Source organism: Streptomyces sp. NPDC028635, assembly GCF_040637635.1.
In the GTDB taxonomy this organism is placed as follows: Bacteria; Actinomycetota; Actinomycetes; order Streptomycetales; family Streptomycetaceae; genus Streptomyces.
The window spans coordinates 207,609-231,551 of record NZ_JBEZWX010000009.1 but is presented as its reverse complement, the minus strand read 5'-3'; the positions used below and the strand labels follow the sequence as shown (position 1 = coordinate 231,551).

Sequence of the window (23,943 nt, the reverse complement as noted above, 5' to 3'; positions counted from 1 at the left end):
CTCCACGGGACCCGACACCCGAACAAGTGCACACAAACGGACATACCCGAACGAAACGCACTTGCGATCGTTCCATCGAAGCGGGTAGGCCTAGTAGGACCCCGCAACCGACACGGCCGGCTTTGGAGGCGCCGCACACCGCAGTGCACGTACTGGCTTCGGCAGCCATATGCCGAGAACGATGGAGGACCTCATGTCACCCCGGCTCGACGCCTCGCATACCCGGACGACGACGTCGACACCCCCTCCGGAGGACATACTTTCCGCACTCCCGGAGATCCCCCCTTACGACGAGGTGGGCCCTGTCGACGCGCGGGCCCTGTCCAAGACCCTGTTCGAGCGGCTGGAGTCCCTCGAAGAAGGCACGCACGAGTACTCGTACGTGCGCAACACCCTCGTCGAGCTGAACCTCGCGCTCGTCAAGTTCGCCGCCTCCCGCTTCCGCTCCCGCAGTGAGCCGATGGAGGACATCATCCAGGTCGGCACCATCGGCCTGATCAAGGCGATCGACCGCTTCGAGATGTCCCGCGGGGTCGAGTTCCCGACCTTCGCGATGCCAACCATCATCGGCGAGATCAAGCGCTTCTTCCGCGACACGTCCTGGTCGGTGCGCGTCCCGCGCCGGCTGCAGGAGCTGCGCCTGGACCTGGCCAAGGCCGGTGACGAGCTGGCCCAGAAGCTGGACCGCGCCCCGACGGTCGCGGAGCTGGCCGAGCGCCTCGGCCTGAGCAACGACGAGGTCGTCGAGGGCATGGCCGCCTCCAACGCGTACACCGCCTCCTCGCTGGACGCCCAGCCGGAGGACGACGACGCCGAGGGCGCGCTCGCGGACCGCATCGGTTACGAGGACCACGGGCTCGAGGGCATCGAGTACGTCGAGTCGCTGAAGCCGCTGATCGCCGAGCTCCCGCCCCGGGACCGGCAGATCCTCTCGCTGCGGTTCGTCGCCGGTATGACGCAGTCGGAGATCGGTGAGGAGCTCGGCATCTCCCAGATGCACGTCTCGCGGCTGCTGTCGCGGACGCTGGTGCGGCTGCGCAAGGGCCTCACCGTCGAGGAGTGACAGGCCTTTCCACGGCGCTCGCGGGGGTTACCCCGGGAAACTTCTTCCTCCCGGGTCCCCTGCGCCCCCTCCATGCACTACGGTCGCCCCCTACTTGTCGGTAGGTCAGCGAACGTGCGCGAGGAGGCGGCGGATGGGCCGGGCCGAGGCGGAGGTGTACGCGGACGCGTCCGAGGCACGTCTGACGGAGCTGCTGCGCACGGGGACGGCGACCGCGTACCCCGCGCTGCAGGAGCTGCGCCGCCGGCACCTGGGCCGCGTCCTCGCGTACGCGCGCCGGTGCGCCGCCGGTGACGCGGCGGCCCGGCAGCTGGCGGCGGAGGCGTTCGCGCACGCGGCCCGCGAGACCGCGCGCGGCATCGATCCCGCCGTACCGTGGCTGCACCACCTGCTGCTGCTCACGGTCCGGCTGGCCGGCGCCTGGGCCGGGGACGAACGCGCGGGCGGTCTCGACCCCTCTTTGCTGCTCGTGCTGAGCAGCGCCGGCCCGCACGGACCCGCCCCCGCGATGCTCCCCGCCTTCCGCTCGCTGCCCCCGCGCACCCAAGGCCTGATCTGGTACGGCGTGCTGGAGCGGGAGACGGCCGAGCGCACCGCAGCGCTCGTCGGCATGAGCCCCGCCGACGTCGTCCACGGCACCGCCCCCGCGCTGAAGACCCTGGCGCAGGCATCTCTGCGGCAGCGCCTGGCCGCCTCACCCGACCCGGACTGCGGTGACTTCCGCCGTCTGATCGAGGAGTCGGTACGGCCCGACAACCCCCGCGACAGCGCCGATCTGCGGATCCACATGACGCACTGCGCCTCCTGCACGGCCGCCCGCGAGGAGCTGGCCGCGCTGTACGAGACGCCCGCCGCGGCGCTGGCCGAGGGACTGCTGCCGTGGGGCGGCGCGGCGTACATACGTCAGGAGGCCGCCGGCCCCGGGCCGCTTCCCCTTCCCGAGGAGCATGACTGGCGGCCCGCCCGCCGGGTCGCGCTCGCCTCGGCCGCGCTCGGCGTCGCGCTGGTCCCGCTGCTGGTGCTGCTGCTGAAACCGGCCGAGCAGCCCGCCCAGGACCGGGCGAGCGCGGTCACCACGCCGACGGTCGCGCCGCCGGTGACGGTGACGGCCACGACGACCGTCTCGGCGTCGCCGTCACCGTCGCCGTCCCCTACGCAGGCGTCCGCCTCGCCGTCCCCTTCTTCCGTCTCCGCGTCGCCGTCCGCCTCGCCCACGCACACGGCCGCGCCGAGGCCGGCGCCCACCCCGCGGCCTCCCGCGCCGCGTCCGCCGGACGGCACCTACGCGCAGGTGGTGAACGCCGCCACCGGCCAGTGCCTGGACGTGCGCGACGGCTCCTTCGAGGAGGGCAACGACGTCGTCACCGCCCCGTGCGGCCCCTCCCCCACCCAGCGCTGGCGCTACGACGCCGAGCACAACGCCCTCCAGTCGTACGCCGATCCGGACTTCTGCCTGGACAGCCGCGGGGACGTGGACCGCGGGGCCGGGATCTGGGAGTGCCGTGCGCTCTACGGGCGCAACGGGGACAACCTGCGGTTCGTGGTGGACGGTGACGGGGCGATTCGCCCGGTGATCGACCTCGGCAGGGCCCTCACCCCGGGCTGGGGCGACGGGCTGTCCCTGGAGCCCCTCGACGGGAGCGCGGGCCAGCGCTGGCGGGCCGGGGCGCGCTGACGCGCACGGCCCGCCCGCGCGGCCGCCCGCTCAGGCGACGCGCTTGCCGCGGCGCCAGACCTCCGTGACCAGCGGGACACCCGGCCGGTAGGCCAGGTGGACATGGCTGGGGGCGTCGAGGACGGCCAGGTCGGCGTAGGCGCCGGGGGTGAGGCTGCCGATGTCGTCGCGGCGCAGGGCCGCAGCGCCGCCCGCGGTGGCCGACCACAGGGCCTCGTCGGGGGTCATACCCATGTCCCGGACGGCGAGCGCGATGCAGAAGGGCACCGAGGAGGTGAAGGACGAGCCCGGGTTGCAGTCCGTGGACAGCGCGACCGTGGCGCCGGCGTCGAGCAGGCGGCGCGCGTCGGGCCACTGGGCGCGGGTGGAGAACTCGGCGCCGGGCAGCAGGGTGGCGACCGTGGAGCTGTTGGCGAGCGCGTCGACGTCGGCGTCCGTGAGGTGGGTGCAGTGGTCGGCGCTGGCGGCGTCGAGTTCGACGGCGAGCTGGACGCCGGGGCCGTGGGAGAGCTGGTTGGCGTGGATGCGCGGGAGCAGGCCCCTGGCCTTGCCGGCGGTGAGGATCGCGCGGGCCTGGTCGCCGTCGAAGGCGCCCTTCTCGCAGAAGACGTCGATCCAGCGGGCGTGCGGTGCGCAGGCGTCCAGCATCGCGCCGGTGACCAGGTCGACATAGGCCGCCGGGTCGTCGGCGTGGTCCGGGGAGACGATGTGCGCGCCGAGGTAGGTGACCTCGTCGGTGTGGCGGGCGGCGATGCGCAGAGCGCGGGCCTCGTCCTCGACGGTCAGGCCGTATCCGGACTTGGTCTCGAAGGTCGTGGTGCCCTGGCGCAGGGCCTCGTCGAGGTAACGGGTGAGGTTGGCCTCGAGTTCCGCGTCGCTCGCGGCGCGGGTGGCGGCGACCGTGGTGCGGATGCCGCCGGCGCTGTAGGAGCGGCCGGACATGCGGGCGTTGAACTCCTGGGTGCGGTCGCCCGCGAAGACCAGGTGGGAGTGGGAGTCGACGAAGCCGGGGATCACCGCCCGGCCGCCGGCGTCGACCCGGTTGTCAGTGGCGGGTGCTTTGCTTGATGTACCGGTCCAGGCAACGCGGTCGCCGTCGACGACGACGGCCGCGTCCTGGATCAGACCGAGGGGGGAGCCGTCACCGAGGGAGGGGTCGTTGGTGACCAGCGCGGCGATGTTGGTGATGACGGTACTCATGGTGTCCTCGTGGTGGGCCTGGATGGGGGTCGGCCGGGTCAGCCGCGCAGGGCGTCGACGGCGCTCGCGAGTGCCTGGGGCACGTCCGGTACGAGTGAGTGGTGACCGTCGCGTACGACGTGCCGGCCGCCCACGACCGTGTGGCGTACGTCCGCTGCCGTCGCGGCGAATACGGCCGTCTCGGCGCCGAGGCGCGGCAGTGGTCCCGCTGTCCTGACCGAGTCCAGCGCGATCGTTGTGAAGTCGGCGAGGGCGCCGGGGGCCAGGGTGCCCGCGTCGCTCCAGCCGAGCGCGGCGTGGCCGTCGGCACTGGCGGCGCGCAGCAGGGCGGCGGCGGTCCAGTGGCCGCGGGTGCGGGTGCGCAGCCGTTCGTTCAGCTCCATCGCGCGGGCCTCTTCGAGCAGGTCGACGACGGCGTGGCTGTCGGAGCCGAGGGAGAGCGGGGAGCCGGCGCGCTGCAGGGCGACGGCGGGTCCGATGCCGTCGGCCAGGTCGCGTTCGGTGGTGGGGCACATGCAGGTGCCCGTGCCGGAGCCGCCGAGCAGTGCGATGTCCTCGTCGGTGAGGTGGGTGTTGTGCACGCCGGTGGTGCGCGGGCCGAGCACGCCGTGGTCGGCGAGGAGCCGGGTGGGGGTGCGGCCGTGGGCCTCACGGCAGGCGTCGTTCTCGGCGGTCTGCTCCGAGAGGTGCACATGCAGCGGGGCCCGCCGCTGTTCGGCCCAGGCGGCGACGGTCGCCAGCTGGTCGGCGGGCACGGCCCGCACCGAGTGGATCGCCGCTCCGATCCGTGCGTGATCGTGTTCCTTGAGAAGTGAACAGCGTTCGGCCCAGGCCGCGGCGGTGCCGTCGGAGAAGCGCAGCTGGTGGGCGCTCGGCGCGGCGCCGAATCCGGCGGACAGGTAGCAGGTGTCCAGCAGGGTGATGCGGATACCGGCCTCGGCGGCGGCGGCGATCAGCGCCTCGCCCATGGCGTTGGGGTCGGTGTAGGGGGTGCCGCCGGGGGCGTGGTGGACGTAGTGGAACTCGCCGACGGCCGTGATGCCGGCCAGCGCCATCTCGGCGTACACCGCGCGGGCGAGGGCGTGGTAGGTGTCGGGGGTGAGCCGGTCGGCGACGGAGTACATCACCTCGCGCCAGGTCCAGAAGGTGCCGGAGCCGACCTGCACGGTGCCGCGCAGGGCCCGGTGGAAGGCGTGGCTGTGCGCGTTGGCTAGACCGGGCAGGGTCAGTCCGCGCAGGACCTCGGCGCCGGGCGGCGGGATGGCGACGCCGGTGTGGACGGCGGTGATGCGGCCGTCCGTGATGTCGAGGGCGACGCCCGGCTCGACGTTCGTGTCGAGCCAGGCGTGTTCCAGCCAGTACGTCCCGTGGGTCACCGGCAGGCCAGTCCTTCCAGTACGTCGGCGAGGGCGTGCACTCCGGCCACGCAGTCGTCCTCGGCGGCGGACTCGGCCGGGGAGTGCGAGACGCCCGTGGGGTTGCGTACGAACAGCATGGCGGTCGGGATGCTCCCGGACAGGATCCCGGCGTCGTGTCCCGCGCCCGTGCCGAGGACGGGCACGGTCAGCTCGCCGTCGTGGCCGAGGAGGCGGGCGAGTTCGTCGCGCAGGGCGTGGTCGAACTCGACGACGGGCGTGAAGGACTCACGGACCACGTCCAGGTCGACGCCGTGGGCGTCGGCGTACTCGCGGGCCGCCTTCTCGATGCCGGCGAGGACGGTGTCGAGGGTGTCCTGGCCGGGGGCGCGGGAGTCGAGCCAGCCGCGTACCAGGGAGGGGATGGCGTTGACGCCGTTCGGCTCGACGGCGATCTTGCCGAAGGTGGCCACGGCGCCGGCGAGTTCGGCCTCGCGGCGGGCGGCGAGGACCGTCTGCGCGTACGGCAGCATCGGGTCGCGGCGGTCCGCGAGCCGGGTGGTGCCGGCGTGGTTGGCCTCGCCGCGGAAGTCGAACCGCCAGCGGCCGTGCGGCCAGATGGCGCTGGCCACGCCGACGGCGTCGCCGCTCAGGTCGAGGGCGCGGCCCTGCTCGACGTGGAGTTCGACGAAGGCGCCGATGCGGGCGAGCCGCTCGGGGTCGGCTCCGATGGCGTCGGGGTCGTAGCCGGCGGCTTCCATGGCCTTCGCCAGGGTGACGCCGTCGCCGTCGGTGAGGCGGTGGGCCTGCTCTCGGGTGAGCTGTCCGGCGGTGAGCCGGGAGCCGACGCAGGCGAGGCCGAAGCGGGCGCCCTCCTCGTCACCGAAGTTGACCAGGGCGAGGGGCTTGGTGAACTGCGCTCCCCGGTCGCGCAGTTCGTCCAGGGCGGCGAAGGAGGACACCACGCCGAGGGGCCCGTCGAAGGCGCCGCCGTCGGGGACGGAGTCCAGGTGGGAGCCGGTGACGACGGCGTCCCCGGCGTTCGGGTCGCCGAGCCACGCCCACTGGTTGCCGTTGCGGTCGGTCTCGTAGGTCAGACCCCGGTCCAGCGCCTGCTGCCGGAACCAGGCCCGGCAGTCGGCGTCGGCGCCGGTCCAGGCGTAGCGCCGGTAGCCGCCGGAGGCGGAGTCGCGGCCGATCGGCAGCAACTCCGCCCACATGCTGTGGAAGCTCACGCCCCGTCACCCTCACGCATCGGCACCCGCACGCCGCGCTCGTCGGCGACGGACTCGGCGATGTCGTAGCCGGCGTCGACGTGCCGGATGACGCCCATGCCGGGGTCGTTGGTCAGGACGCGGCGGATCTTCTCGCCGGCGAGCGGCGTGCCGTCGGCGACGGTGACCTGGCCGGCGTGGATGGAGCGGCCCATGCCGACGCCGCCGCCGTGGTGCAGCGACACCCAGGAGGCGCCGGAGGCCACGTTGACCATGGCGTTCAGCAGCGGCCAGTCGGCGATGGCGTCGGAGCCGTCGAGCATGGCCTCGGTCTCCCGGTAGGGGGAGGCGACGGAGCCGCAGTCGAGGTGGTCGCGGCCGATGACGATCGGCGCGGCCAGCTCACCGGAGGCGACCATGTCGTTGAAGCGCTCGCCGGCCTTGTCGCGCTCGCCGTAGCCGAGCCAGCAGATGCGGGCGGGCAGGCCCTGGAAGTGGACGCGCTCACCGGCCATCTTGATCCAGCGGGCCAGCGACTCGTTCTCCGGGAACAGGTCGAGGATCGCCTTGTCGGTCTTGGCGATGTCGGCCGGGTCGCCGGACAGGGCGGCCCAGCGGAAGGGGCCCTTGCCCTCGCAGAACAGGGGGCGGATGTAGGCGGGGACGAAGCCGGGGAAGGCGAAGGCGCGGTCGTAGCCGGCGAGCTGGGCCTCGCCGCGGATGGAGTTGCCGTAGTCGAAGACCTCGGCGCCGGCGTCCATGAAGCCGACCATCGCCTCGACGTGCTTCGCCATGGACTCGCGAGCGCGGGTGGTGAAGCCCGCCGGGTCCTTGGCGGCGGCGTCGGCCATGTCCTCGAAGGCGATGCCGACGGGCAGGTAGGCCAGCGGGTCGTGGGCGGAGGTCTGGTCGGTGACGATGTCGATGGGGGCGCCCATCGCGAGCAGCTGCGGGACCAGCTCGGCGGCGTTGCCGAGGACGCCGATGGACAGCGGCTTGCGCTGGTCGCGGGCCTCGGTGGCGAGCGTCAGGGCGTGGTCGAGGGAGTCGGCCCGCACATCGAGGTAGCGGTGCTCGATGCGGCGGTCGATGGCGCGCGGGTCGCAGTCGATGCAGATGGCGACGCCGTCGTTCATCGTCACGGCCAGCGGCTGGGCGCCGCCCATGCCGCCGAGGCCGGCGGTGAGGGTGATGGTCCCGGCGAGGGTGCCACCGAACTTCTTCGCGGCGACGGCGGCGAAGGTCTCGTAGGTGCCCTGGAGGATGCCCTGGGTGCCGATGTAGATCCAGGAGCCGGCGGTCATCTGGCCGTACATGGTCAGGCCGAGCTGCTCCAGGCGGCGGAACTCCTCCCAGTTGGCCCAGTCGCCGACCAGGTTGGAGTTGGCGATGAGGACGCGCGGGGCCCACTCGTGGGTCTGCATGACGCCGACCGGGCGGCCGGACTGGACCAGCATGGTCTCGTCCGCCTTGAGGCCCTGGAGGGTGCGCACCATCGCGTCGAAGGAGCGCCAGTCGCGGGCGGCCTTGCCGGTGCCGCCGTAGACGACGAGCTTGTCGGGGTGCTCGGCGACCTCGGGGTCGAGGTTGTTCTGCAGCATGCGCAGGGCGGCCTCCTGCTGCCAGCCCTGCGCGCTCAGCTCGGTGCCGCGCGGTGCTCGTACGGGGCGGGGTCCCGACATGGTCTGCCTCCTGCTGGTACTACGACTATTCACATCCTCGCTTTCTGAATAGAACTAGTCAACACCGTGGAGCGGCCGCGTCCGCGCGCCGCGGGTGTTTGGCTGGAGACAGGCCCGGCAGGCACGGCGGGCACGTCGGGAAGAGACACCGGGACGGCAGGAGGGGCGATCCGTGGAGCACGACATCGACACCGACATCGACACCGGCGCTCGGGAGCGCGGGGCGCGGCGGGACGAGGCGGTAGCGGCGGCAGTGGAGCAGGGGCTGCTGGGCCCCGGCGCACCGCTGGTGGGGCTGCTCGACGTCACCGGCATCCGGGAGTCGGCGGCCGAGCTGCGGGCGGCGTTCGAGGCGGTGGCCGCGCCGGGCACCCCGGTGCTGCACGCCTTCGCGGTGAAGGCGACCCCGCTGGTGCCCGTGCTGCGGCTGCTGTGGGAGGAGGGCGTCGGGGCGGAGGTGGCGAGCCCGGGTGAACTGGCGCTGGCGCGGGCGGCCGGGGTGCCGTCCACGGCGACGGTGCTGGACTCGCCGGCCAAGACGCCGGCCGAGCTGCGCGAGGCGCTGGCGCTGGGCGTCGCGGTCAACGCCGACAACCCGCAGGAACTGGACCGCCTGGATGCCCTGATGCGGACCGCCTCCAGCGGCTCACCGCTCGGCATCCGGGTGAACCCGCAGGTCGGCGGAGGTTCCATCGAGGCGCTGTCGACGGCGACGGCCACCTCGAAGTTCGGCGTGGCGCTGCGCGACGAGGGTGCCCGTCAGTGGGTGGTGCGGGCGTATCTGGAGCGGCCGTGGCTGACCCGGCTGCACGCGCACACCGGGTCGCAGGGCATCCCGCTGACGCTGATGGCCCATGGGGTGGCCGAGACCTACGCACTCGCGGAGGAGATCAACGCGCGGGTGGGACGGCGGCAGATCGACACCCTCGACATCGGCGGGGGGCTGCCGGTGAACTTCGCCTCCGACGCGGCGACGCCGACGTACGCCGAGTACGCGCGGCTGCTGGCCGAGACCGTGCCGGGGCTGTTCGACGGGCGGTACGGGCTGGTCACCGAGTTCGGCCGGTCGCTGCTGGCCAAGCACGGCACGGTGGTGGCGCGGGTGGAGTACGCCAAGAGCGCGGGCGGGCGGCCGGTGGCGGTGACGCACGCGGGCGTGCAGGTGGCCACGCGCACCGTGTACGCGCCGGGCGCCTGGCCGCTCAGGATCGCCGCGTACGACGCGAAGGGGCGCCCGAAGGAGGGCCCGGCCGTCGTGCAGGACGTGGCGGGGCCGGCCTGCTTCGCCGGGGACCTGCTGGCCCGGGAGCAGGCCCTGCCCCTGCTGGAGCAGGGGGATCACGCGGCGGCGCTGGACACGGGTGCGTACTACTTCGCGCACCACTACGCCTACAACTCCCTGGCCCGGCCCGGCATCTACGGCTTCGCGCCCGAAGGGGAGAAAGGCGTGGCCTTCGCGGTCGTGCGGGAGCCGCAGACGCTCGCCGAGATCGTCGCCGAGTCCGGCGGGGCGCACGCCGAGGCGCTCACCACCCTGCGAGCTTCGGGGCGCGGCTGAACACCCCTCCCCCGAACGGGTCAACAGACCCGAACATGCGCTCAGTTGACCCACACTAGTCCGCGCTCCGCATGTTCCGCTGGAAAATGCCAGAACGCTCACCGGCCCTCCGTACGGTGCGTAGTGTCGTCGTCACTCGCCCGGATGCCAGGCGGAGGGGAGCGACGTGCCCGGAATCGACGAGTGCTTGCTGGAGGCCATGCGGCTGCCCGGCGCGCGCGGTGCGGCCCTGGTCGACTGGACCAGCGGACTGGCGCTGGGCGTGGTCGGGGAGTTCCCCGGGGGCGACCCCGAGGCCGCCGCCGCGGAGGTGGCGGAGCTGGCCCGGCTGGCCGCCGAACAGCCGGCCTTCGCCGCCGAGGACACCGGGGGCGGCGGGACGGACGACGCCGACCCGCCGGTGGAGGACGTGATCGTCAGCAACCGGGACGGCTACCACCTGCTGCGGTTCGTCCCGGCACCGTTCGACAGTGGCGCCGTGCTGCACCTGTGGCTGGGCCGCGCCGACGGCAATCTCGCCCTGGCCCGCATCCGGCTGGGCGAGATGGCCGGCCGGCTGGTGCTGGGATGACCGTGGTCGAGGCCCCTCCCCCGCTGCCGGTCCGGGACAAGGCGATGCACGAGCCCGCGGGCGGGGTGTCGCCGATGCTGACCCGGCTCGCCGCGGAGCGCGCCACCGGGGTCCTGGTCCGCGAGGGCGGCACGCTGCATCTCGCGGACGGGATGGTGGTGCACGCGGAGAGCCCCTACGCACCGGGCCCGGGCGTACTGCTCACCGCGCAGGGCGCGATCAGCGCCGAGCAGTGGTGGGCGGCGGCCGGCGTGGCGGGCGATCCCGCGGGCACCGCGCGGCTGCTGGTGGACGCCGGTCATCTGTCCTGGGCCGGGATGGAGATCTGCCACTTACAGGCGCTGTACGACGCCGCCTACTTCGCCCTCGCGCCGAGCAGCAGCCCGGGCCGCTTCCACTACGCCACCACGGCGCGGACCGGCACGCGGGCCGACGCGCGAGCCGACGACACGTGGGCAGACGAACGGGGCGGCGCACGACCCGACGACGCACTGCCCGGCGCACGACCGGGCGAGGCGCGGCTTGGCGCACGACCCGGCGACGCACTGCCCGGCGACGCGCTGCCCGTCCCACGAACCGGCGAGGCACAACTCGGCGACGCGCTGCCCGCGGTGCCGGTCGCCGCCGTGGAGCGGGAGGTGCTGCGCCGGCGGGCGCTGCTGCACCGGCTGTGGCCGGACCCGCTCGCCGACGGCGCGCCGCTGGTGCGCACCGACCCGGTCGCGGCACCGGCGGTCACCGCCCGCCAGGCGGCCGTACTGGCCCTGGTCGACGGGGTGCGCACGGCGCCGGACATCGCGCTGGCGCTGGGGCGGCGGGCCTTCCCGACGCTGGTGGAGGTGCGCCGGCTGGCCGCAGCGGGGCTGCTCTCGCCGCCGCCGCAGCCGCCGCCCGCGGCCGCGCCGCCGCCGGCCGTCGTCTCCGACGACTTCGATCCCCACATCGCCTTGCTGAAGAGGGTCAGGGATGCGCTGGAGGCCCTTTGACCGGCCACGCCCCCGTGGAGAGCCCACCACCGACTCACCGACCGAGAGGAGACACCTGATGGCGGCCGAGCCAGAGATCCTCGCCGAGCTCCACCGGCTGCGCGCCCGCCTCCCCCAGTTGACCGGCGCCATCGCCGCCGGGCGCGACGGCCTGGTCCTCGCCCATGACGCCCCCGGCGTCGAACCCGACGGGCTGTCCGCGCTCACCGCCACCACGCTCGCGGTCGCGATCCGCATGACCGACGCGACCGGCCGGGGCGAGTTCCGCGAACTGCTGATCCGCGGTGCGCAGGGCTACGTCGCGACCTACGCGGCCGGCCGTACCGCCGTGCTGACCCTGCTCACCGAGGACCGCGTCAACGTCGGCCGGCTGCATCTGGAGGGCCGCCGCGCCGGCGCCCGTGTCGGCGAACTGGTCGACGCCCACGAGGCGCTGGCACAGGCGCCCGCCCGTCCCTCGATCCCACCCCAGGAAACCGCGCGCCCGCTGCCCGTCCGGGCGGTCGATCCGCGCGCCACCACCGAAAGCTGAGAGGTAACCACCGTCATGGCCACCACTGAGACCGCGCTGAAGGAAGCCCTCGCCTCGATCGAAGGCGCGACCGGTGTCGCCCTCGTCGACTACACCAGCGGTATGGCGCTGGGCACGATGGGCGGCAGCAAGACGTTCGACCTCAACGTCGCCGCCGCCGGCAACACCGATGTGATCCGCGCCAAGATGCGCACCATGGAGATGCTCGGCCTCAAGACGGAGATCGAGGACATCCTGATCACGCTGTCCGACCAGTACCACCTGATCCGCCTGCTGAGCGGCCGCAGCGGCAACGGGCTCTTCCTCTACCTGGTGCTGGACGCCAAGCGGGCCAACCTGGCGATGGCCCGCCACCAGCTGAAGAAGATCGAGCAGGAGCTCGAGGTCTGAGAACCCGGTCGCTCAGACCAGCGCCGCGGGACGGCGACGGGCCCCGCCCGGGGCCGCGTCGCCGGCCGCGATGCCCGTGCCGCGCCAGGCCCTGACCACCGGGCCGGCGGGCCGCCCGCCGCGCCGGTCGAGCCAGTCCACGCGCACCCACAGCAGCGCTTCCCCGGCCCGCTCCCGCCGCCCGAGCCAGGCGGCCTTCAGCCACAGCCCGGTGCCGCACCCGGCGAGCAGCAGCCCGCCGGCGACCGGCACGGCGAACGCGGAGCCGAGGGCGGCGGCGAAGGCGAGCAGCAGCCACCAGCGGTGTCCCCGGCGCCAGGCGCGCACGGTCACCGCGCGGTCCCGCAGGATGTCGTACTTGCCCGCGCGGGCGGCCCCGCGGGCGAGGGCGGCGTAGCGCCCACGGCGGGCGAGTGCCACCCCGGCCGCGGCGAGCAGATACAGCGCCGCACCCGCGAACAGCCCGATCCGGCGGCCGGTCAGCCCCTGCGGCACCGCCCCGGCCCCGGCCGCGATCAGTCCGAGCCAGCCCAGTGGTGCCGCTCCCGCCCGTACGACGACGGCGACCCGGGCGAGTCCCTGTCCTCCGCGCGCCACGTCAGCCTCCCGTGTCACGTTCCTTCAAGCCGCCGGAAAAGGTAGCGGCAGAACGTGAGACGAATCTGAGAACGGGCGGAACTGCCGGGTCGTCACTCCACGAACAGCCCGCGCGCCGCGGCCTTCGCGTCGAAGTCCTCCAACCGGGCCTGCGCATCGGGGAGTTCGTCGGCCATCGCCTCCAGCAGCACCCGTCCGAGCAGCATCGGCGCGCAGGCGGTGTCGAAGGCGAGCCCGGTGCCGACGGCGGCCGGCAGCAGCAGGTCGGAGACCTTGGCGACCGGCGCGAAGGCGGAGTCGGCGACCGTGACCACGGTCAGTCCGGCCTCCCGGGCGTACTCCAGGGATTCGATGACCTCGCGCGGATGGCGGGGCAGCGCGAAGCACAGCAGGGCCGTGGCGCCGGCGTGCACGGCCGCGTCGACCCGGTCGTGGATCATCGTGCCGCCCTCGTTGAGCAGCCGGACGTCCGGGTGGACCTTGGCGGCGAAGTAGGCGAAGCCGTACGCCTGGGAGGCGGCGGCGCGCAGGCCCAGCACCGGCAGCGGCCGGGACGCGGCGAGGACACGGCCGGCCTTCTGCACGGGGCGCGGGTCGGCGAGGAGGTCGGCGAGGTGCCGGAGGTTCGCGATCTCCGCCTCGACGGCCTGCTGGTACTCGTTGTACGACGCGGAGTCGGCGGCCGGTTCGGCGGGGACGACCTCGCGCAGGTGCCGGCGCAGCGCCGGGTAGCCGTCGAAGCCGAGGGCGACGGCGAAGCGGGTCACCGACGGCTGGCTGACCCCGGCCAGTTCGGCCAGCTCCACGCTGGACAGGAAGGGCACGTCGGCGGCGCGGCGGACCATGCTGTGCGCGATGCGCCGCTGGGTCGGTGTGAGCCGGTGCCCTTCGAAGAGGGCCTGCAACCGGCTCGCCGGGCTGTCGGTCGCGCTCATGACGTGCTCCCCCTTCGGTTGGTCCTCGCCGCCTCGGGAGAGTACAGCGCCGAGGCATTGACAATTTATTCAGTCTAAGTGAACCCTGCATACGGTTATACAGCCCGACCGGGGAGTACGCATGGCTCAACTCGTCGAACTGCGCTCCATCGACGTCGTACCGGACGAGGAACGGCACGGCACGGCCTTCAGCCAGTTCACCCTCTGGCTCGGCGCCAACCTGCAGATCACCGCCGTCGTCACCGGCGCGCTGGCCGTCGTCTTCGGCGGCGACGTCGTCTGGTCGCTGGTGGGCCTGGTGCTCGGCAACCTGCTCGGCGGCGCGGTGATGGCCCTGCACTCCGCGCAGGGACCCAAGCTGGGCCTGCCGCAGATGATCCAGTCCCGCGCCCAGTTCGGCGTGCGCGGCGCGGTGGTCCCGCTGCTGCTGGTGATCGTGATGTACGTCGGCTTCTTCGCCTCCGGCAGCGTGCTCGCCGGACAGGCGGTGGGCCGGCTGACGCACACGGACGACACCACCGGCATCATCGTGTTCGCCCTGGTCACCGGGGTCATGGCGACCGTCGGCTACCGGATCATCCACACCCTCGGCCGGATCGCGAGCACCATCTGCGCGCTCGCCTTCGTCTATCTCGGCATCCGGCTCTTGGACCGCGCCGACCTGACCGCCCTGCTGCACGACGCGCACTTCTCGCTGCCGATGTTCCTGCTGGCGATGTCCCTGTCGGCGTCCTGGCAGCTGGCGTTCGGCCCGTACGTGGCGGACTACTCGCGCTATCTGCCGCGCACCACCTCCGCGAAGGCCACCTTCTGGTGGACGCTGTCCGGCTCGGCGCTGGGCAGCCAGTGGTCGATGACGTTCGGCGTGCTGGTCGCGGCGACGGCGGGCGAGAAGTTCCTGGACAGCCAGGTCGGCTATGTCGTCGCGCTCGGCGGCACCGGCATGGTGGCGTCCTTCTTCTACTTCGTCATCGCGCTCGGCAAGCTGACCATCAACGTGCTCAACACCTACGGCGGTTTCATGTCGATGGTGACCAGCGTCAGCGGCTTCAGCGGCAGGGCGGTGCTGTCACGGCGCGGCCGGGCCGCCTACATCGCGCTGATCATGGTGGCGGGCACCGCGGTCGCCCTCGCCGGCAAGGACAGCTTCCTGGCCTCCTTCAAGGACTTCCTGCTGTTCCTGCTGACCTTCTTCACCCCGTGGTCGGCGATCAACCTCGCCGACTACTACCTGGTCTCCCGCGAGCGCTACGACATCCCCGCCCTGTTCGACGCACGGGGCCGCTACGGCGCCTGGCGCTGGGGCACCCTCGCGGTCTACGGGGCGGGACTGGTGGCGCAGCTGCCGTTCCTGGCCACCGGCTTCTACACCGGCCCGCTGGTCGAGCCGCTCGGCGGCGCCGACATCTCCTGGATCGTCGGCCTGGTCGTCCCGGCCGTACTGTTCCTGCTGATCTCCCGGCGCCCGGCGGACCCCCGGGCGAAGACGGGGGTTGTCCCCAGTGCGCGGGAGGCCCGCACTCCCTAGCGTGGACGCCGGACCACGCGACGGGAGACGGTGATGGACGCCCACGACACGGAGCTGAAGAAGGAACTCGACGCCACCTTGCACGCGCGCAGGGAACTGGGCGAGGAGTACGAGTCGGCGCTGGTCGACTCCTTCCTGGAGAAGGTCGACCAGCGGGTCGACGCGGCCGTGGACCGCCGGGTGCGCCGGCAGCTGGCCGAGCAGCAGATGGCGCAGGCGCGCGGCGCCCGCTCGGCGCCGGCGTCGGACTCCTGGGCGGAGCGTTTCGGCTTCGGGATCATCTCGCTCGTGCTCGCCATCCCGCTGTCCGCGATCGCGGCCACCCAGGCAGGGCTGAGCGGCCTGGTCGTCTCCTGGGCGGGCGTCGTCGGGGTCAACTTCGTGCAGGCGGCCCGCTCGAACGCCGCCCTGTTCGGCCGCCGCCGTGCCGAGCGGGACTCCGACTGGCAGGAGTAGCGAACCCCGGCAGGAGGAGGGCAGGAGGAGCGGACCCGCTCCCGGCTCACGCCTGGCGGGTGGGCAGCACCATGATCTGCCGCAGGTTGATGTGCCGGGCGCGGCTGGTGACGTAGGCGACGACATCGGCGACCTCCTCGGCCGCCAGGCCGCCGAGCGCCTCGAACATGCCGTCCAGCTGCGTGGCCAGCTCCGCGTGGCTCACGTGCGTCTTCAGCTCGGTCTGGGTCAGCCCCGGCTCGATGTTGGTCACCCGCACGTCGCGCGGCCCGAACTCGGTGCGCAGGGACTGCGAGAGATAGGTGACCGCCGCCTTGGTGGCGCCGTAGACGGCGTAGTCGGGGAACGGGATGTGCGCGCCGATGGAGGAGATGTTCACCAGGTCCGCGGTGGCGCCCTCGGCGGCCGCTGCGACCAGGTCGGCGGTGAAGGCGCGGATCACCCGCAGCACCCCGGTGACGTTGGTGTCGAGCATGCGCTGCCACTCGTCGATGCGGCCGTCCTCGACGGGCCCGGGCAGCATGACACCGGCGTTGTTCACGACCAGGTCGACGCGGCCGTAAGCGGCGCGCACCGCGTCGGCGGCACGCGCCACGGACTCCTCGTCGGTGACGTCGGCGACGACGGCGAGGGCCTCGCCCCCGTCGGCGCGGATCTTCTCCACGACCGCCTCCAGCCGGTCCCCGCGCCGCGCCCACAGCGCGACCCGCGCGCCCTGGGCGGCCAGCAGCGCGGCGACGGCCTGCCCGATCCCGCTGGCGGCCCCGGTGACGACGGCGGTACGGCCGGAGAGGTTCTCGTACGACATGCGGTGCTCCTCGTGATCCGCGGCCGGGGCCTCTCCCCGGCGGCATGTGATCACTGTGGCGTCCCGCGCCCGCCGCACCCAGGGCTGCGCTCTTCCTGGGTCTGCCAGTACCAGGTTGCGGCCCCCCGGGCGCGCCTAGGATCGGCGCCATGAACGGGGACTGGACCACAGCCGGCATCGGTGACTTCCTGCGCTCGCGGCGCGCCCGCATCCAGCCGGAGGAGGTGGGGCTGCCCCCGCACGGCCGGCGCCGGGTGCCCGGCCTGCGCCGCGAGGAGGTGGCGCAGCTGGCCGGGGTGAGCGTCGACTACTACATCCGGCTGGAGCAGGGGCGCGGCAGCAACGTGAGCGATGCGGTGCTCGACGCCGTCGCCCGCGTGCTGCGCCTGGACGAGACCGAACACGCCTATCTGCGCACGGTGGCCCGCCCGCGCGACCGGCGCGCCGCCGCCCGCCCCCGCGCGCCCCGCGTGCGCCGTGGCGTGCAACTGGTGCTGGACGCCATGGAACGCAGCCCTGCCTTCATCCTGAACCAGCGGATGGAGGTCCTGGCCTGGAACACCCTGGCGGACGCGCTGAACGGCTTCAGCCGCATGGCGCCCGAGGAGCGCTGCGTCCCGCGCCAGGTGTTCCTCGACCCGGCGGGCCGGGAGCTGTACCCGGAGTGGCACGCGGTCGCCGCGCAGACCGTGGCGCATCTGCGGCTGAGCGCCGGTCTGCACGCGGACGATCCCGAGCTGTGCGCGCTGGTCGGGGAACTCTCCCTCAAGAGCGAGGACTTCCGCCGCCTGTGGGCCGATCACGAGGTGGCGGAGTGCGCGTGGGGGGTGAAGAAGATCCACCACCCGGTCACGGGCCTGCTCACCCTGCCGTACGAGACGCTGGTCCTGCCCGCGGATCCGGACCTGACGGTCGTCGTCTACACGCCCGAGCCGGGCTCGGAGAGCGCGCAGCGTCTGGCCCTGCTGGGCAGTTGGGTCTCAGCCGTCCCCGAAGCCACGGAACGTGCCTGAGGGGTCGGCCGCGTCGGCGAAGTCGGCGAAGTCGAGGTTGGCGATGGAGAGGTTGGCGGCGATCTCCGGGTACCAGCGCACCGGGACCCGGAAGGTGCGGCCCGGCTCGTCGTAGAGGTCGACGGCGAGCAGCGGCAGTTCGGGGTCGGCAAGGGTGGTGGCGTCGGCGACGAACACCTCGCAGATCCGCTCGTCCTCCTTGGCCGCCAGCTCCTCGTCGAGCAGCGCCTGGACGCTCGCCCCGGAGAACCGGGGGTCGCTGACGCGGCTCGCGCCGTCGGCGGAGTCGAGCGCCGCGCACAGGGCGTCCCAGGCGGTGTCGTCGGAGAAGTCGGTGCGCAGGACGAGCGTGGCGAGGTCGTCGGGCTGGGGAAGGGCCATGCCGGTGATCCTCTCACCCGGCACTGACAGCGACGGCCGGGGAAAGGGCACGGAAGAGTCGCGGATCCGTTCCGAAAACGTCATGCGCGGGGACGGAAGCATCCTGCCCGGGACGCGCGGGGACACAAGCGCCGTACGCGGCGAAAGGGGGACGCGCCGGGGGAAGTCGCGCGGGGCACGTCCGGGGCGCTGCGCGCGGGCGCGACGGGGGGTAGTTGCCGGCGGGCACGCCGGGGGACGTTGCGCACGGGCACGTCCGGGTCGTTGCGCCGGGGCGCGCTTTGGGACGCTGCGCCGGGCCGCGTCCGGGGCGTTGCACGCGGGCACGAGGGGGAAGTTGCCGGCGGGTGCGACGGCGGGAAGTTGCGCGCGGGCGCGACGGCGGGACATTGCCGGCGGGCACGCTGGGCCACGTTGCGCGCGGGCACGTCCGGGGCGTCGCGCGCCGGCGCGACGGCGGGCGTTGCGCCGGGGCGCGCAGGGGACGTTGTGCGCGGGGACCGCCGCACCCCCGTTGCCGGGGGGCGGGACGACGGCGGTCCCCGCGGGGACGCGGGCCGGGTCAGGACCGGGCTCCTGCGTCCATGGCGTCCGTGGAGGTCCGGGAGCCGCTCCGGAGGTCCGTGACGCCGTTTCACGCCGGTGAGGGGACGGGGAGCCGCTCCCGTCTCCTCCTTGCCGACACCCACTACTGTGCCGGGCGCTTGTTAAGCCGGTGCTGCGCGGACGTGTCGCCCTCGTACCACTTCCGCGACGGCCCGATCGGCCCAGGTCACCCCGAGTTCGCCGCCGTGGGCGGCGGTTCACCCGGGGTTCACCGTCTCGTTCAGTCCTTGGCGAGGAACGCCAGCAGGTCCTGCCGGGAGACGACCCCGGTCGGCTTGCCCTCGACCAGGACGATCGCCGCGTCGGCCTTGCCGAGCACGCTCATCAGGTCCGCGACGGGCTCGCCGGAGCCGACCTGCGGCAGCGGCGCCGACATGTGCTTCTCCAGCGGGTCCTCCAGCGAGGCCCGCTTGCTGAACAGGGCGTCCAGCAGCTCGCGTTCGACGACCGAGCCGACGACCTCGGCGGCCATCACGTCCGGGTGACCGGCGCCCGGCTTGACCACGGGCATCTGCGAGACGCCGTACTCGCGCAGCACCTCGATGGCCTGCCCGACGGTCTCCTCGGGGTGCATGTGCACGAGGGACGGGATCGCGCCGTGCTCCTTGTCGTTGAGGACGTCGCCGACGCGGGCGCTCGGACCCTCGTCCTCCAGGAAGCCGTAGTCGGCCATCCACTCGTCGTTGAAGATCTTGCTGAGGTAGCCGCGGCCGCTGTCCGGCAGCAGGACGACGACGACGTCGTCCTCGGTGAGCCGGGCGGCCACCTCCAGCGCCGCGACGACCGCCATGCCGCAGGAACCGCCGACGAGGAGGCCCTCCTCCTTGGCGAGGCGGCGGGTCATCTGGAAGGAGTCCTTGTCGGACACGGCGACGATCTCGTCGGCGACGTCGCGGTCGTAGGCGGTCGGCCAGAAGTCCTCACCGACGCCCTCGACGAGGTACGGCCGGCCGGAGCCGCCGGAGTAGACGGACCCCTCCGGGTCGGCGCCGACGACCTTCACCCGGCCGTCGCTGGCCTCCTTCAGGTAGCGCCCGGTGCCGGAGATGGTGCCGCCGGTGCCGACGCCCGCCACGAAGTGGGTGATCTTCCCCTCCGTCTGCTCCCACAGCTCGGGACCGGTGGAGTGGTAGTGGGAGAGCGGGTTGTTGGGGTTGGAGTACTGGTCGGGCTTCCAGGCCCCCGGCGTCTCGCGCACGAGGCGGTCGGAGACGTTGTAGTAGGAGTCGGGGTGCTCCGGCGCCACGGCGGTCGGGCAGACCACGACCTCCGCGCCGTACGCCCGCAGCACGTTGATCTTGTCGGTGCTCACCTTGTCGGGGCACACGAAGATGCACTTGTAGCCCTTCTGCTGGGCCACGATGGCGAGTCCGACGCCTGTGTTGCCGCTGGTCGGCTCGACGATCGTGCCGCCCGGCTTGAGCTCGCCGCTCTGCTCGGCCGCCTCGATCATGCGCAGGGCGATGCGGTCCTTCACCGACCCGCCCGGGTTGAAGTACTCCACCTTGGCAAGGACGGTCGCCTTGATGCCCTTGGTCACGCTGTTGAGCCGCACCAGCGGGGTGTTGCCGACGAGGCTGATCATCGAGTCGTGGAATTGCACCGTTGTCTCCGGATGCTGCAAAAGATGTGGTCGTGGTGTTCCGCCAGCCTATGGCCTGTGCGGCGTCCATGACGGGCGTTCACTCCTGGTGGAGATTGGACCACGGTCCGTACGGGGCAAGGAGTGGGTGAGGGCGCTTCGAGGAGGTGGCGGCGACGCATGACGAGCATGTCGAGGGCGCGGGTGGCCCGTCGCATCGCGGCGGGCGCCGCCTACGGCGGTGGCGGCATCGGACTGGCGGGCGCGGCCCTGGTCGGTCTGCTGGTCGCCGAGGCCCAGATGGCGCGCCGCCAGGTGAGCAACGGCACCACCAACCATGTACCGAACGCCGAGGGCCTGTACGGCCTGTCCTACGACACCCCGGGTGAACCCCCGCTGCGGCTGCTGATGCTGGGCGACTCCACCGCCGCCGGGCAGGGCGTCCACCGGGCCGGGCAGACGCCGGGCGCGCTGCTGGCGTCGGGGCTCGCGGCGGTCGCCGAACGTCCGGTGCACCTGCGCAACGTCGCCCTGCCCGGCGCCCGCTCCGACGACCTGGACCGCCAGGTGGGCCTGGCCCTGGCGGACCCGGGCCTGGTCCCCGACATCTGCGTGATCATGGTCGGCGCGAACGACGTCACCCACCGGATGCCGCCGACCCGCTCGGTGCGCCACCTGGCATCGGCGGTACGGCGGCTGCGCACCGCCGGCGCGGAGGTGGTCGTCGGCACGTGCCCGGATCTCGGCACCATCGAGCCGGTGCAGCAGCCCCTGCGCTGGCTGGCCCGGCGTGCCTCGCGGCAGCTGGCGGCGGCGCAGACGATCGGGGTCGTCGAGCAGGGGGGCCGCACCGTGTCCCTGGGCGACCTGCTGGGCCCGGAGTTCGCGGCGAACCCGCGTGAGCTGTTCGGCCCCGACAGCTACCACCCCTCCGCCGAGGGCTATGCGACGGCGGCGATGGCGGTGCTGCCGACGGTCTGCGCGACGCTGGGGCTGTGGCCGGCGGAGGAGGAGCGGCCGGACGTCACGCGCCGCGAGGGCATCCTGCCGGTCGCCAAAGCGGCGGCGGAGGCGGCGTCGGAAGCCGGCACGGAGGTCGCGGCGGCGCGTGGGCCCTGGGCGGTACTGAAGCGCCGGCGGCGCCGCCGGGTCCCCGAAACAGAGCCCCAGCCCGCGACCCCGTCGCCGTAGGCGGCGGGTGCGCCTGGACCGCGCGACGGGTACCCGTTACGGCGGTGGGCGGCGCGGGCCGCGCAGCCCGCCCCAAGGGGTCCCGCGCCTCAAGACGCAGGGCACCGCAGCCCACCCAGGGGCGCGGGGAACTGCGCGACCGGCCGCCCACCGACCCGCGCAGACAACGCACCGTCCGCCCCACGCACCCCACCCAGGGAGCCGTCGGCAGACAAAAAGCAAGCGCTTAGAAAGTTGCGGTCAAGGTCACACCTCGCCGCCCGTGACCTGAACCATACGGAGGGGTAACTTCCCTGGAAGTCCGCCCGATCCCCGCAAGCCCCTGGAGCCGTGATGCCCGAAGCCGTCATCGTCTCGACCGCCCGCTCCCCCATCGGCCGCGCCTTCAAGGGCTCCCTGAAGGACCTGCGCCCGGACGACCTGACCGCCACGATCATCCAGGCGGCCCTCGCCAAGGTCCCCGAACTGGACCCCAGGGACATCGACGACCTGATGCTCGGCTGCGGCCTGCCCGGCGGGGAGCAGGGCAACAACCTCGGCCGCATCGTCGCCGTACAGATGGGCATGGACCACCTGCCCGGCTGCACGATCACCCGCTACTGCTCCTCCTCCCTGCAGACCTCCCGCATGGCGCTGCACGCCATCAAGGCCGGCGAGGGCGACGTCTTCATCTCGGCCGGTGTCGAGACGGTGTCCCGGTTCACCAAGGGCAACTCCGACAGCCTCCCGGACACGCACAACCCGCTCTTCGCCGAGGCCGAGGCCCGCACCGCCGAGGTCGCCCAGCAGGAGGGCACCACCTGGCACGACCCGCGTGAGGACGGCCTGCTGCCCGACGCGTACATCGCGATGGGCCAGACCGCCGAGAACCTCGCCCGCCTCAAGGGCATCAGCCGCCAGGAGATGGACGAGTTCGGCGTCCGCTCGCAGAACCTCGCCGAGGAAGCCATCAAGAACGGCTTCTGGGAGCGCGAGATCACCCCGGTCACCCTCCCCGACGGCACGGTCGTCTCCAAGGACGACGGCCCCCGCGCCGGCGTCACCCTGGAGGGCGTCCAGGGCCTGAAGCCGGTCTTCCGCCCCGACGGCCTCGTCACCGCCGCCAACTGCTGCCCGCTCAACGACGGTGCCGCGGCTCTCGTCATCATGTCGGACACCAAGGCCCGCGAGCTGGGCCTGACCCCGCTGGCCCGGATCGTCTCCACCGGCGTCTCCGGCCTCTCCCCCGAGATCATGGGCCTCGGCCCGGTCGAGGCGAGCAAGCAGGCGCTGCGCCGCGCCGGTCTGGGCATCGGCGACATCGACCTGGTCGAGATCAACGAGGCGTTCGCCGCCCAGGTGATCCCCTCCTACCAGGAGCTCGGCATCGACCTCGACAAGCTGAACGTCAACGGCGGCGCCATCGCCGTCGGCCACCCCTTCGGCATGACCGGCGCCCGCATCACCGGCACGCTCATCAACTCCCTGCAGTGGCACGACAAGCAGTTCGGCCTGGAGACGATGTGCGTCGGCGGCGGCCAGGGCATGGCGATGGTCATCGAGCGCCTCAGCTGACCCCTGTGTAACCGGCGGGACACCTTGTGTGAGCCCATGGCCCGGAGTCCGCGAACTCACGCGGCTCCGGGCCGTTTTGTGATCCAATCTCCCCCATGATGTGACCTATATCCCTCCACCAGGGGAAAGCCGCAGGTCATCGTGGTCACACCAGCCACCGACGGCACAACGCCCTGTCCGTTTCGTGACGTTACGCACTGACAACTTGATGGTCCACCCTTCAAGCTGATGTAGGAAGTCGGGGGTCGACTTTGAACCTGGGAGTACGTCAGTGAGCGCCATGCCGATCGCGTTGCTGGTCACCACGGCCGCCACGGGCGCCGTGGGCCTCGCCGTCCTGCGCACCCTCGTCCTGCTGCGCCGGCAGGTGGCGGCCCTGCACACGCAGCTGACCGCGAACCACTCCGCGACCCACGGGCTGCTGCCCGCCGCACGCGCCGCGGCCGACGCGGAGGAGATACGCGCCGCCGTGGCCGACGCCCTCGCCGAGGAGCGCGAGCGCGAACTCGCCGAGGCGCGGGCGTTCTGGGCGGCGCAGGAGGCCCGCGACGCCTCCGACGCGCCCTCCCTGCTGGGTCTGGCCGACAGTGAGCTGTTCCTGCCCCGCCAGGTGGACTTCGTGGGCCTGGAGCCGGTGACCGAGCACGGCCCGGAGGCCGACGAGTTCTCCGGCGAGTCCCCGGAACTGGCAGCGGCCCGCCGCCGCCACCCCTCCCACCCGGACTTCGTGCCGATGCAGTCACCGATCGTGAACGACCATGAGCGCACGGTGGCCATCCTGGAGGAACTGGCCGCGGACCGCGTCCAGCTGACCGACGTCCGCCCCGGCCCGCTCGGCACGCTCGACGTCTATGTCTTCGCCGACGGCACCACGCTGTGCATGACCCCGGGCCACCGCGACACCGCGGACCGCCTGGCGGCCGCCCTGCGCGCCGGCGGCGCCCCGTACCTGCTCGGCGGCTCCGGCATCTCGGGCGCGTACACCCTGACCTTCGCCTGCGGCGAGGACAACGTCTACATCCTGGCGGACCGGGTCATAGCGAGCCTGTAGAGGCAGGGCGCGCAG

22 protein-coding genes are annotated in these 23,943 nt (G+C 73.1%); 13 read left to right on the top strand and 9 right to left on the bottom strand.

Features of this window, described 5'->3' with window-relative positions:
- Positions 1–193: 193 nt before the first annotated feature.
- Together AB0E88_RS13185 and AB0E88_RS13180 are read left to right on the top strand one after the other, a co-directional pair.
- Positions 194–1,063: an RNA polymerase sigma factor SigF gene (locus tag AB0E88_RS13185; RefSeq protein WP_361628614.1), complete on the top strand. Its 870-nt coding sequence runs from the start codon at positions 194–196 to the stop codon at positions 1,061–1,063.
- Positions 1,064–1,196: 133 nt separating this feature from the next.
- Positions 1,197–2,738, top strand: coding sequence for an RICIN domain-containing protein (locus AB0E88_RS13180; protein WP_361628611.1), 1,542 nt, complete (start codon positions 1,197–1,199; stop codon positions 2,736–2,738).
- Between the two features lie 30 nt (positions 2,739–2,768).
- Here AB0E88_RS13180 and hutI read toward each other — a convergent pair whose 3' ends face one another.
- From hutI to hutU, 4 genes are read right to left on the bottom strand one after another with little or no spacing between them, the layout of a single operon-like run.
- Positions 2,769–3,938, bottom strand: a complete 1,170-nt coding sequence (gene hutI / locus AB0E88_RS13175; RefSeq protein WP_361628608.1) for an imidazolonepropionase — start codon at positions 3,936–3,938, stop codon at positions 2,769–2,771.
- Positions 3,939–3,976: 38 nt separating this feature from the next.
- Positions 3,977–5,314: a formimidoylglutamate deiminase gene (locus AB0E88_RS13170; protein WP_361628605.1), complete on the bottom strand. Its 1,338-nt coding sequence runs from the start codon at positions 5,312–5,314 to the stop codon at positions 3,977–3,979.
- Entirely contained in the window at positions 5,311–6,528 is a 1,218-nt protein-coding gene (locus AB0E88_RS13165) for an allantoate amidohydrolase (protein ID WP_361628602.1), read from the bottom strand. Before AB0E88_RS13165 ends, AB0E88_RS13170 begins: the two co-directional genes overlap by 4 nt.
- Positions 6,525–8,189 (bottom strand): urocanate hydratase, encoded by a 1,665-nt coding sequence (hutU, locus tag AB0E88_RS13160; RefSeq protein ID WP_361628599.1) that lies wholly within the window; start codon positions 8,187–8,189, stop codon positions 6,525–6,527. The genes AB0E88_RS13165 and hutU overlap by 4 nt, the downstream gene beginning before the upstream one ends.
- 172 nt (positions 8,190–8,361) lie before the next feature.
- Here hutU and AB0E88_RS13155 point away from each other — a divergent pair, with 172 nt between their 5' ends.
- The 5 genes from AB0E88_RS13155 to AB0E88_RS13135 all read left to right on the top strand — a co-directional run bounded on the left by AB0E88_RS13155 (position 8,362) and on the right by AB0E88_RS13135 (position 12,226).
- Positions 8,362–9,747 (top strand): diaminopimelate decarboxylase, encoded by a 1,386-nt coding sequence (locus tag AB0E88_RS13155; RefSeq protein WP_361628596.1) that lies wholly within the window; start codon positions 8,362–8,364, stop codon positions 9,745–9,747.
- A 166-nt stretch (positions 9,748–9,913) separates the two neighbouring features.
- Positions 9,914–10,318 carry a hypothetical protein gene (locus AB0E88_RS13150; protein WP_361628593.1) on the top strand — a complete coding sequence of 135 codons (405 nt, stop codon included), beginning with the start codon at positions 9,914–9,916 and terminating at the stop codon, positions 10,316–10,318.
- A complete protein-coding gene (locus AB0E88_RS13145) occupies positions 10,315–11,304 on the top strand; it encodes a transcriptional regulator (RefSeq protein WP_361628590.1) in 990 nt (329 codons plus the stop codon). The genes AB0E88_RS13150 and AB0E88_RS13145 overlap by 4 nt, the downstream gene beginning before the upstream one ends.
- Before the next feature lie 58 nt (positions 11,305–11,362).
- Positions 11,363–11,836 (top strand): roadblock/LC7 domain-containing protein, encoded by a 474-nt coding sequence (locus AB0E88_RS13140; protein ID WP_361628587.1) that lies wholly within the window; start codon positions 11,363–11,365, stop codon positions 11,834–11,836.
- Between the two features lie 15 nt (positions 11,837–11,851).
- On the top strand, positions 11,852–12,226 hold the full coding sequence (locus AB0E88_RS13135) for a hypothetical protein (RefSeq protein WP_361628584.1): 375 nt from the start codon (positions 11,852–11,854) through the stop codon (positions 12,224–12,226).
- A gap of 12 nt (positions 12,227–12,238) precedes the next feature.
- On the opposite strand, the gene AB0E88_RS13130 is transcribed toward AB0E88_RS13135, so the two are convergent.
- Positions 12,239–12,823 (bottom strand): hypothetical protein, encoded by a 585-nt coding sequence (locus AB0E88_RS13130; protein ID WP_361628581.1) that lies wholly within the window; start codon positions 12,821–12,823, stop codon positions 12,239–12,241.
- A gap of 92 nt (positions 12,824–12,915) precedes the next feature.
- Positions 12,916–13,758 (bottom strand): MurR/RpiR family transcriptional regulator, encoded by an 843-nt coding sequence (locus tag AB0E88_RS13125; protein WP_361628578.1) that lies wholly within the window; start codon positions 13,756–13,758, stop codon positions 12,916–12,918.
- Between the two features lie 121 nt (positions 13,759–13,879).
- On the opposite strand from AB0E88_RS13125, the gene AB0E88_RS13120 reads away from it, so the two are divergent.
- Positions 13,880–15,286, top strand: a complete 1,407-nt coding sequence (locus AB0E88_RS13120; RefSeq protein WP_361628575.1) for a cytosine permease — start codon at positions 13,880–13,882, stop codon at positions 15,284–15,286.
- 33 nt (positions 15,287–15,319) lie between these two features.
- Positions 15,320–15,742, top strand: coding sequence for a hypothetical protein (locus AB0E88_RS13115; RefSeq protein WP_361628572.1), 423 nt, complete (start codon positions 15,320–15,322; stop codon positions 15,740–15,742).
- Between the two features lie 46 nt (positions 15,743–15,788).
- Here AB0E88_RS13115 and AB0E88_RS13110 read toward each other — a convergent pair whose 3' ends face one another.
- On the bottom strand, positions 15,789–16,550 hold the full coding sequence (locus AB0E88_RS13110; protein ID WP_361628569.1) for an SDR family oxidoreductase: 762 nt from the start codon (positions 16,548–16,550) through the stop codon (positions 15,789–15,791).
- 149 nt (positions 16,551–16,699) lie between these two features.
- Between AB0E88_RS13110 and AB0E88_RS13105 the strand changes: the two genes are divergently transcribed.
- The gene (locus AB0E88_RS13105; protein ID WP_361628566.1) at positions 16,700–17,563 is read left to right on the top strand and encodes a helix-turn-helix transcriptional regulator; all 864 of its coding nucleotides are present in this window, start codon (positions 16,700–16,702) and stop codon (positions 17,561–17,563) included.
- Here the strand turns inward: AB0E88_RS13105 and AB0E88_RS13100 are convergent.
- Positions 17,531–17,944, bottom strand: a complete 414-nt coding sequence (locus AB0E88_RS13100; protein WP_361628563.1) for a hypothetical protein — start codon at positions 17,942–17,944, stop codon at positions 17,531–17,533. The genes AB0E88_RS13105 and AB0E88_RS13100 overlap by 33 nt on opposite strands.
- Positions 17,945–18,770: 826 nt before the next feature.
- Positions 18,771–20,153, bottom strand: a complete 1,383-nt coding sequence (locus AB0E88_RS13095) for a cystathionine beta-synthase (protein WP_361628560.1) — start codon at positions 20,151–20,153, stop codon at positions 18,771–18,773.
- A gap of 159 nt (positions 20,154–20,312) precedes the next feature.
- On the opposite strand from AB0E88_RS13095, the gene AB0E88_RS13090 reads away from it, so the two are divergent.
- The 3 genes from AB0E88_RS13090 to AB0E88_RS13080 all read left to right on the top strand — a co-directional run bounded on the left by AB0E88_RS13090 (position 20,313) and on the right by AB0E88_RS13080 (position 23,928).
- Positions 20,313–21,323 carry an SGNH/GDSL hydrolase family protein gene (locus AB0E88_RS13090; protein ID WP_361628557.1) on the top strand — a complete coding sequence of 337 codons (1,011 nt, stop codon included), beginning with the start codon at positions 20,313–20,315 and terminating at the stop codon, positions 21,321–21,323.
- A 333-nt stretch (positions 21,324–21,656) separates the two neighbouring features.
- A complete protein-coding gene (locus tag AB0E88_RS13085; protein ID WP_361628554.1) occupies positions 21,657–22,877 on the top strand; it encodes an acetyl-CoA C-acetyltransferase in 1,221 nt (406 codons plus the stop codon).
- 271 nt (positions 22,878–23,148) lie between these two features.
- Entirely contained in the window at positions 23,149–23,928 is a 780-nt protein-coding gene (locus AB0E88_RS13080) for a hypothetical protein (protein ID WP_361628551.1), read from the top strand.
- Positions 23,929–23,943: the final 15 nt, after the last annotated feature.

What these genes read in the sequence shown, in the direction of transcription:
- AB0E88_RS13185 (WP_361628614.1), top strand. Translation starts at nt 194, where the DNA reads ATGTCACCCCGGCTCGACGCCTCGCATACCCGGACGACGACGTCGACA.
- AB0E88_RS13180 (WP_361628611.1), top strand. Translation starts at nt 1,197, where the DNA reads ATGGGCCGGGCCGAGGCGGAGGTGTACGCGGACGCGTCCGAGGCACGT.
- hutI (WP_361628608.1), bottom strand. Translation starts at nt 3,938, where the DNA reads ATGAGTACCGTCATCACCAACATCGCCGCGCTGGTCACCAACGACCCC.
- hutU (WP_361628599.1), bottom strand. Translation starts at nt 8,189, where the DNA reads ATGTCGGGACCCCGCCCCGTACGAGCACCGCGCGGCACCGAGCTGAGC.
- AB0E88_RS13145 (WP_361628590.1), top strand. Translation starts at nt 10,315, where the DNA reads ATGACCGTGGTCGAGGCCCCTCCCCCGCTGCCGGTCCGGGACAAGGCG.
- AB0E88_RS13140 (WP_361628587.1), top strand. Translation starts at nt 11,363, where the DNA reads ATGGCGGCCGAGCCAGAGATCCTCGCCGAGCTCCACCGGCTGCGCGCC.
- AB0E88_RS13135 (WP_361628584.1), top strand. Translation starts at nt 11,852, where the DNA reads ATGGCCACCACTGAGACCGCGCTGAAGGAAGCCCTCGCCTCGATCGAA.
- AB0E88_RS13125 (WP_361628578.1), bottom strand. Translation starts at nt 13,758, where the DNA reads ATGAGCGCGACCGACAGCCCGGCGAGCCGGTTGCAGGCCCTCTTCGAA.
- AB0E88_RS13120 (WP_361628575.1), top strand. Translation starts at nt 13,880, where the DNA reads ATGGCTCAACTCGTCGAACTGCGCTCCATCGACGTCGTACCGGACGAG.
- AB0E88_RS13115 (WP_361628572.1), top strand. Translation starts at nt 15,320, where the DNA reads ATGGACGCCCACGACACGGAGCTGAAGAAGGAACTCGACGCCACCTTG.
- AB0E88_RS13110 (WP_361628569.1), bottom strand. Translation starts at nt 16,550, where the DNA reads ATGTCGTACGAGAACCTCTCCGGCCGTACCGCCGTCGTCACCGGGGCC.
- AB0E88_RS13105 (WP_361628566.1), top strand. Translation starts at nt 16,700, where the DNA reads ATGAACGGGGACTGGACCACAGCCGGCATCGGTGACTTCCTGCGCTCG.
- AB0E88_RS13100 (WP_361628563.1), bottom strand. Translation starts at nt 17,944, where the DNA reads ATGGCCCTTCCCCAGCCCGACGACCTCGCCACGCTCGTCCTGCGCACC.
- AB0E88_RS13090 (WP_361628557.1), top strand. Translation starts at nt 20,313, where the DNA reads ATGACGAGCATGTCGAGGGCGCGGGTGGCCCGTCGCATCGCGGCGGGC.
- AB0E88_RS13085 (WP_361628554.1), top strand. Translation starts at nt 21,657, where the DNA reads ATGCCCGAAGCCGTCATCGTCTCGACCGCCCGCTCCCCCATCGGCCGC.